This window comes from Microbacterium sp. (assembly GCF_011620715.1).
GTDB lineage: Bacteria > Actinomycetota > Actinomycetes > Actinomycetales > Microbacteriaceae > Microbacterium.
The window spans coordinates 3,391-11,095 of the sequence record NZ_WOYP01000097.1 but is presented as its reverse complement, the minus strand read 5'-3'; the positions used below and the strand labels follow the sequence as shown (position 1 = coordinate 11,095).

At 70.5% G+C, this 7,705-nt stretch carries 6 protein-coding genes; 5 read left to right on the top strand and 1 reads right to left on the bottom strand.

What is annotated here, in order from left to right; genetic code table 11:
- Positions 1–183 precede the first annotated feature (183 nt).
- The gene (gene mscL / locus QZV84_RS09650) at positions 184–606 is read left to right on the top strand and encodes a large conductance mechanosensitive channel protein MscL (protein ID WP_292828897.1); all 423 of its coding nucleotides are present in this window, start codon (positions 184–186) and stop codon (positions 604–606) included.
- A gap of 328 nt (positions 607–934) precedes the next feature.
- Here the strand turns inward: mscL and QZV84_RS09645 are convergent, their stop codons facing one another.
- Complete coding sequence (locus tag QZV84_RS09645; RefSeq protein ID WP_292828913.1) at positions 935–4,555, bottom strand: AAA family ATPase; 3,621 nt, start codon at positions 4,553–4,555, stop codon at positions 935–937.
- Positions 4,556–4,848: 293 nt separating this feature from the next.
- Here QZV84_RS09645 and QZV84_RS09640 point away from each other — a divergent pair, with 293 nt between their 5' ends.
- The 4 genes from QZV84_RS09640 to QZV84_RS09625 form a co-directional block, all read left to right on the top strand.
- On the top strand, positions 4,849–5,373 hold the full coding sequence (locus QZV84_RS09640; protein ID WP_292828895.1) for a methylated-DNA--[protein]-cysteine S-methyltransferase: 525 nt from the start codon (positions 4,849–4,851) through the stop codon (positions 5,371–5,373).
- A 236-nt stretch (positions 5,374–5,609) separates the two neighbouring features.
- The gene (locus QZV84_RS09635; RefSeq protein ID WP_292828893.1) at positions 5,610–5,954 is read left to right on the top strand and encodes an Lsr2 family protein; all 345 of its coding nucleotides are present in this window, start codon (positions 5,610–5,612) and stop codon (positions 5,952–5,954) included.
- Positions 5,955–6,092: 138 nt separating this feature from the next.
- Positions 6,093–7,001, top strand: coding sequence for a pseudouridine-5'-phosphate glycosidase (locus tag QZV84_RS09630; protein ID WP_292828891.1), 909 nt, complete (start codon positions 6,093–6,095; stop codon positions 6,999–7,001).
- 40 nt (positions 7,002–7,041) lie between these two features.
- The coding region (locus QZV84_RS09625; protein WP_292828889.1) for a PfkB family carbohydrate kinase at positions 7,042–7,705 on the top strand (664 nt) is incomplete at its 3' end.

Genomic DNA, 7,705 nt, shown 5'->3' with positions numbered 1-7,705 from the left:
ACTCGTCGTCCTCTTCATCCGGTTCGTCCTCTTCTTCATCCGGTTCGTCCTCTTCGTCCTCGAGCGGCTCGCAGGGTGGCGGGTCGTCCGCGCCTGCGGCATCATCGAAGTCTGAGGCGAAGACCTCGCCCGCATCGTCGGGCACGTGACCGGCCGAAACCGGCGACAGGTGAGGAGCATCACGTGATCAAGGGCTTCAAGGAGTTCATCCTCCGCGGAAACGTCATCGACCTCGCGGTCGCGGTGGTCATCGGAGCGGCGTTCACGCTCATCGTGAACGCGATCGTCGCAGGGCTCATCAATCCGCTGATCGCGCTGATCTTCCAGGCCGACAGTCTCGACAGCGTCGTGTGGACGGTCACGGGGCTCACCGGAAACGAAGTCACCTTCGCCTTCGGGGCCATCCTCGGTGCGATCGTCAACTTCGTGGCCGTTGCTGTCGTGGTCTACTTCGTGTTCGTCTACCCGATGAACACGGCGAAGGAGCGGGCCGCGGCCAAGGCCGCGATCGACGAGCAGGAAGCATCGAGCCTGCCCACCGAGCAGGAGCTGCTGCTGCAGATCCGCGACCTGATCGCGACCCAGGGCAGCACCCCGCCCCGGTGATCGGGGTGCGCATCAACCCCCCGGTTGTCGAGTAGCGCGCCAGCGCGTATCGAGACACGCGCGCATCGACCCGCCCCCCGGTTGTCGAGTAGCGCGCCAGCGCGTATCGAGACACGCTCGCATCGATCCGCACCGCGTCAATCGAACCGCACCGTGTCAATAGTGCGGCGGAACGTCCTGCCGCATGCGGTCGTCGTTCGGACCGCCGGACTTCGGGGGATCGGATTGCGGCGCGCCGGCATCCGCCTCGGTCGGCTCTTCCGACGTGCCCGGCGCAGGCGTGAGCTTCACGCGCCGGGAGCCCGGCACGCGCTCGATGCGCTGACGTCTACTCGATGACATCGATCGGCTGCGTCTCGGTGTCGGCCGTGGGAGACTCCGGCGCGACGCCGAGCATCGCCGCGATCCGCGCAGCGACGCCGGCCGGATCGCTGTACAGGTCGAACGAGTGCACGCGCACGTAGTGCCAGCCGAGTCGGCGCAAGATCTGTGGACGCAGCCGCAGCGACTCCCGCAGCGACTCGCCGATCGTCTCGGGATCGCTCTCGGCGACGACCGCCCGCCCCTCGAACTGGGCGACGAGGGGAAGCAGGCCACGGTAGTGCACGTCCACTGAGACCCCGAGGCGGCGCAGTTCGCGGGCCAGTCCCCGCATCAGCGGATCGGCGAGATCCTCGAGGCGCTGGTCGCGGGCGCGTGAGGCGATCCCCCCGAGGATCGTCATCAGCGTGGCGGCGCCGTGCTCGAGTCGCCCCTCGTCGAAGGCTGAGGGCCGGATCGACGACACGATGACCATCGAGCGCCGCGCCCGCGTCATGCCGACCGTCAGCAGCCGCTCCCCGTCCGGCGTGGACAGGTCGCCGAAGTCGCTCAGCACGCGTCCGTGCTTGGTGAGGCCGAAGCCGAGCGAGAAGATCACGCGGTCGCGGCTCTCGGCCACGGACTCCTCGAGGGTGAGCACGGCGAGCGGCTCGGCCGTGTCGCGTGAGACGAAGTCCGCCACGTCCGATCGCCCGGCGAACGCCGCCTCCACCGCGGCACGCACGCGTTCGGCGTGCTTGGCGCTGGCAGTGACGACCATGAGCGACTCCGAGCCGCGGTTGACCGCGTGCTCGACGACCAGGGTCACGACCCGCTGCACTTCGGCATCGGGACTCTCCACGGCGCCGGTCACCGGGTCGGGTGCTCCCGTGCCGCCCTCGACGTAGTCGACGCTCAGGCTGCCGCGGCCCAGGTACGACCCGGCCCAGGGCAGCGAGACCAGCTCGCCACCGTAGAACGCGTCGTTGACGAGTTCGGCGAGGTCCTCGCCGCCGGCCCGGTAGCTGCGCGTGAGCGTCGCGACCGGGAAGATCTCGGCGAGGCGCTCGAACACGCTCGTGTCGTCGAACGGCTCGCCGAACGGCTCATCCTCGGAGCGGATCCCGGCCGAGAGCAGGAACGGCGTGGGCTTCTGGGTGACCGGATCGCCGAAGACCACAATCTGGCGCGCCCGCCGCAGCGCGGGAACGGCCTCCGCGAGACACAGGGCTGCAGCATCCGCGATGATCACGACGTCGAACGCGAGCTCATCCGGGATCTGCGGCACGTCGTAGGGCGAGGCCAGCCAGACCGGGGCGAGCGCGCGCAGCAGCGTCGGAGCCACTGCGGCGAGATCGGCAGGCGTCGCACCGCCGTTCTTCAGAGCGAGCTTGAGGGCGGCGGCTTCGCCGGCCTCGTCCACGATGCCGATGCGCCACTGGGTCGCCAGCTGCGCGGCCAGCAGAGGACCGGATGCCGCGGCATGGGCCTCATCCACCAGTCGGAAGTCGCGCTCGAGCCGGTCGACGACCGCCGTGTTGGCACCGAGCAGGGCCCGGTCGCTGCGCAGGAGGTACTCGAGCGCGGACTGCCACCAGGCGTATTCGAGCTCGGCGCCGACGAGTTCCTCGGGGACGTGCCGCACGGACAGTTCGGCCAGGAGCGGCTCCAGTCCCAGGGCGGCGAGCTCGGTGCGCAGCGTGGCGCGCTCCACGAGGTTGTCGAACACTTCGGAGTCTGCGGCGAGCCCGGCCAGCGTGCGGACGAGTTGCGCGACGGGCAGCGAAGCCAGCCGATCGGCGCCGGTGCGGCCGACGATCGCATCCAGGTCGCCCAGTTCGGCATCCACGCGCTGCCAAGCCACGAGCACGTCGGCGAGTCCGAACGGGACGGCGGGAATCACGCCGGTGTCGACGAAGCGCTGCCATTCGGTGCGCTGCTGCTGGATCCGCAGCAGTGCCTCGTGCATGTCGGCGATGTGCACGCCGGGTCGCACGTACTCGCGCGACAGTCGGCGCAGGCTGCGACGCTGGGCACCGGTGAGCGACGGCGCGTCGCGGCGCGGACCGTGCGCCTGAATGAGCTCGCCGAGAGGCCGCTCGAAGACGGTCGGGCTGAACCTGTCCAGCGAATCGCGGATGCCCTGCAACAGCGTGAGACAGGACCCGAGTTCGCCGATCGTGCGGAAAGGACGCATGCGCGTCTGCGCGATCAGCTCGTAGCCGCGCTCGAGCAGGTTCGGCACATCCTGCCGGTGGAGCTGGCCGGCCAGGGCGTGCGCCGAACGGGCCGCGCTCGTCGTCGCGAACGAGACGCCGTACCATGGCGAGTCGTCGGGTCCGAAGCGGAATTCGCCGAGCCGCGCGGCGGCGGCGAGCGCCGCCGCCGCCTCGGTGCGTGCCGGCGCGAGGCGTGAGAGCACGTCGATGTCGAAACGCGCGGCGGCGGCCGGGGGGGGCGTCTGGTTCGCGAGCTCGGCGAGGCGTCGCAGCACGTCGAGCACAGAGACGCCGAGCGAGGGATGCCGGGCGGTCACCGCGGCGCGGTAGTCGCGCAGCACACCGCGCAGACGCACGAGGGCGTCGTCGATCTCGCCGACCTTGGGCTGGCCGGCCTTCTCGTTGCGGCCGATCGCGCGGATGAGATCGCGCTGCAGATCCCTGGGCGAGACGGCGAGCCCGGGCAGGCCGATGCCGGTGAGACGGTGGCGCACGCCGTCGAGGGTCGACCGGCGCGCACTCACGACCAGCACGCGCTTGCCGTCGCGCACCAGCGCGCCCACCGCGTTGATCACGGTCTGGGTGCCGCCGGTGCCGGGCAGGGTGTGCACGGCGAGCGAATGGCCGGCGGTGATGCGTGCGAGAACGCCTTCCTGCTCGGCATCCGCATCCAGAAGCAGTGTGTCCGAAGCCGGAGCACGCTCGTCGGGGCTCACGACGACGGGCGCCTCGCGGCGGATCGACAGCCTCTCGCGGTCGTCGTGGTGACCGGCGAGCGCGTTGAGCACCGGCTGGTCGAGGTCGACGGCATCCCGTGCCATCGCGGCACCCACGTCGGCGAACGTGGACACCACCAGGCGCGGGTGCACGGTGAAGGTGTCGATCGATGCCGCCAGCGCGCGGATGTGGTCGATGACCGGCTGCGGTTTGAAGACTCCGCCTTCGTAGGCGAGGGCGGCCAGCGCCTGACCGTCGAGTTCGATGCCGAAATGCGTGCGCAGCGCGCGCACCAATTCGGGGTTCACCGTGAACGAGCCGTGCAGCTTGAGTTCGAAGTCGGAGTGGTGTCGGCGGATGCCGAGCGGGCGCAGCAGGACCGGCGCAGTGCAGGACAGCCCGCCGATCCGCCACGAGGCGAGCCCGACGGCCAGGTTCACCGGCTCGATGCCGCGCGCGGTGCGCAGCTCGACGTTCTTCGCGGTGATCCGCTCTGCCGCGAGCCGCGCGTTGCGCAGCGCAACCTCGTCGCGGAAGAGGTTCGACAGAAGCGTGGATCGGCCCGTGATGAACTGCGGGAGGCTGCCGGGGTGGGCTTTGGTGATCTCGATGCCGCCGTCGCCCGCATCGTCGAAGTGCAGCAGGGTGGACGGCCCGCCCAGTTGCGCCGCGAGCGCCCGCAGGCGGTCTCGTTCAGGTTCGGCGACGTGCATCACGGTCACTCCCGGTTCCGAAAGGCCGAGATCGCCAGGGGCCACCGTCGGCGCGTCGTCCTCTGCGCCGATAACGGCGCTGCCTTCTCCTCGCAGCACACGGCAACCCTAAGCGGCGTCGGCCCATGCGCCGGTGAGCGTCCCCCGAGTTTCGCCGGATTGGGCGACACGCCTGCTGATCAGGCCAGTTCCCCGCGGCGCGAAGGCTCCTCCCCAGCCGCCCGCTCCGCGCATCATCCCCCGGACCCGAGAGCATCGGCGCGGGGCGCCACCGGGCGGGACAGGATGGTCGTATGACCGCACCGTTGCACAGCCGCTTCCTCGTGCACCCCTCCCCCGTCGGCGAAGTGCTGATCGTCACCACCGACGAGGGCGTGGTGACGCTGCATCCACTGCGCGGCCCGCTGGAGAACGAGCTCGAGGGACTCTCGCGCGTGCTGCGCAGCACCCCCGATCGGGCGGACGATGACGCCGTCGCCGCCGAGGTCGCACGGCAGCTCGACGAGTACTTCGCGGGCGAGCGGCAGGATTTCGACGTGCCGCTGGACTGGCGCCTGGTGCGCGGGTTCACGCGCGAGGCGCTCGAAGCAGTGCGCGAGATCCCGTACGGCGAGACGGCAGCGTATGCAGAAGTGGCGGCGAACGCAGGCAGTCCCCGTGCGGCGCGCGCCGTCGGCACCGCCTGTGCCACGACGCCGTTCTCGATCGTCGTGCCGGTGCATCGCGTGGTGCGCGCCGACGGATCGATCGGCGAGTACGGGGGGCACCCCGAAGACAAGGTGTTCCTGCTCGAGCTGGAACGGGCCGCGAGCGAGTAGGCCGCTCGCGCGCCATGCGGCCCCGGGGAGATCTCGCCCCGGGGCAGCACATTTTCCGTGCTCTGGCACATCCGAGATTCGGAGTTTCGGCGGCAATTCGGACCGGCGAACCGGCATTCTCGAATTCGCGCGGCCTTTCCGAATTTCGGAGCCGTTGCGGGCCGCGAAAGACGCGAGTTGTCGCGCGCAAGTCCGGCAAATAGAGCAATCCCGCAAGTGCGCGTATTGTGCCAGTCATGGCCCGAAGAATTGTGCACCAACTCGTCGATGACCTCGACGGCTCCGTCCTCGACGTCGGCGAAGGCGAGAGCGTCCTGTTCTCCCTTGACGGCACCGCATATGAGATCGATCTGAGCGATGACAATGCCGCAGCGCTGCGGGACGCCTTCGCTCCCTACGTCGCCGCCGCGCGCTCCATCTCGTCCTCGCGCGGCGCTTCATCCGAGGCGTCGCGCAGGCGGCGGCCCGGTCAGCAGGATTACAGCGCGATCCGCGCGTGGGCGAAGGACAACGGCTACCAGGTCTCCGAGCGCGGCCGGGTTCCGGCATCCATCGTCGACGCGTACGAAGCAGCGCACTGACGATTTCGGCCCTTCGGCCGACACGACTTGTCGCATTGTCGCCGTGAAGGCGACTGAATCCGGCAGGTTCGACTTTGTCGCGCCACCCGTGGGGCGCGGACGACCGGCGAGGCGAACACCCGGTGCGAGGATGGTCGCATGGCTGCATTCGTCGTCTCTGAAGAGGTCTCCTCCGCGCTCGAGCGGGGGGCTCCGGTCGTCGCTCTCGAGTCCACGATCATCTCGCACGGCCTGCCGCGACCACGAAACCTCGACGCTGCCCGAGAGTTCGAGAGCATTCTGCGCGACCAGGGCGTGACGCCCGCGACGATCGCCGTGCTCGACGGCATCGCCCACGTGGGCCTGCATGCGCAGGGGCTGCGGCGCATCGCCGACGAAGACCTCGCGAAGGCGAGCGTGCGCGACCTGCCGATCATCCAGGCCGCCGGGGCGAGCGCCGCGACCACTGTGGCCGCCACTTCGCATCTGGCGGCGCTGGCCGGCATCCGCGTGTTCGCGACCGGCGGGCTGGGCGGCGTGCACCGCGGCGCGCACGACACGTTCGACGAGTCGGCCGACCTCACGACCCTGGCGAACACGCCGATCACCGTGGTGAGCGCGGGAGTCAAGTCGGTGCTCGACATCGCCGCCACCCTGGAGCGGCTCGAAACGCTCAGTGTGCCGGTGGTCGGCTACCGCACGCGCGTGTTCCCGAGCTTCTGGCTGCGGGAGAGCGCGTTCACCCTGGACTGGTCGGTGGATGCCGCTGCCGAGGTCGCCGCGATCATGCGGGCACAGGACGCGCTGGGCAACAGGCAGGGCATCGTCGTTGCGAACCCGGTGCCGGCCGATCAGGCCTGGGATGCCGAGGAGCATGATCGGGTACTCACTCAGGCGCTGGCCGAAGCCGATGCCGCGCACATCACCGGCAAGGCGGTGACCCCGTTCCTGCTGCTGCGCATCGTCGAGCTCTCCGAGGGCCGCAGCCTCGAGGTCAATCTCGATCTGGCCCGCAACAACGTGCGTGTCGCGGGCGAGATCGCGGCGGCCTGGGCCGCAGCCGGATGAGCAGCCGCGGCGTGGGCCGCGCTTCGATCGGCAGCCGCACATGAGTGCAGCGGCGCGTGCGGGCGGCATCCTGGTCGTGGGCGACGTCATCGACGACACCGTCGTGATCCCGTCCCGCCCGATCCGGCCCGACACCGACACCGTCAGCACGATCCGCCGGGTCGCCGGCGGCTCGGCCGCGAACACCGCCGCCTGGCTGGCCGCCCTCGGCGCCGACGTCACCTTCGTGGGCGCGGTGAACCGGGCCGACGTCGAGCGCCACACCGCGCTGCTGCCGGGCGTGGACGTGCACCTGCAACCCGTGGATGCCGCCACCGGAGCGATCATCGTGATCGTCCAGGGCGCGGAGCGGTCGATGCTCACCGACCGCGGCGCGAACGCCGAACTGGACTTCGGCGCGATCCCCGACGAGCTGATGCGCGCGCACGTGCACCTGACCGGCCACTCAATGGCGGCATCCGACGGCACGGCATCGGCCCGGTTCCTGCGACGCGCGAAGGCTTCTGGGGCGACGGTCTCGGTGAGCCCCGGCTCGGTCGCCTACATCGAGGCGCTCGGCGCGGAGCGCTTCGGCGAGGTGATCGCCGGTGCCGACGTGGTGTTCGCGAGCCTCGCCGAAGGCGCCGCGCTGGCGGGCGCCGCGCTGGCGGGCGCCGCGCTGGCGGGCGCCGCGGAGCCGACCGCGATCGCTGCTCGTGTCCAGG

Excerpts from the sequence above, each read along its gene's own strand:
- QZV84_RS09645 (WP_292828913.1), bottom strand. The coding sequence starts at position 4,555 with ATGCACGTCGCCGAACCTGAACGAGACCGCCTGCGGGCGCTCGCGGCG.
- QZV84_RS09640 (WP_292828895.1), top strand. The coding sequence starts at position 4,849 with ATGACCGCACCGTTGCACAGCCGCTTCCTCGTGCACCCCTCCCCCGTC.
- QZV84_RS09635 (WP_292828893.1), top strand. The coding sequence starts at position 5,610 with ATGGCCCGAAGAATTGTGCACCAACTCGTCGATGACCTCGACGGCTCC.
- QZV84_RS09630 (WP_292828891.1), top strand. The coding sequence starts at position 6,093 with ATGGCTGCATTCGTCGTCTCTGAAGAGGTCTCCTCCGCGCTCGAGCGG.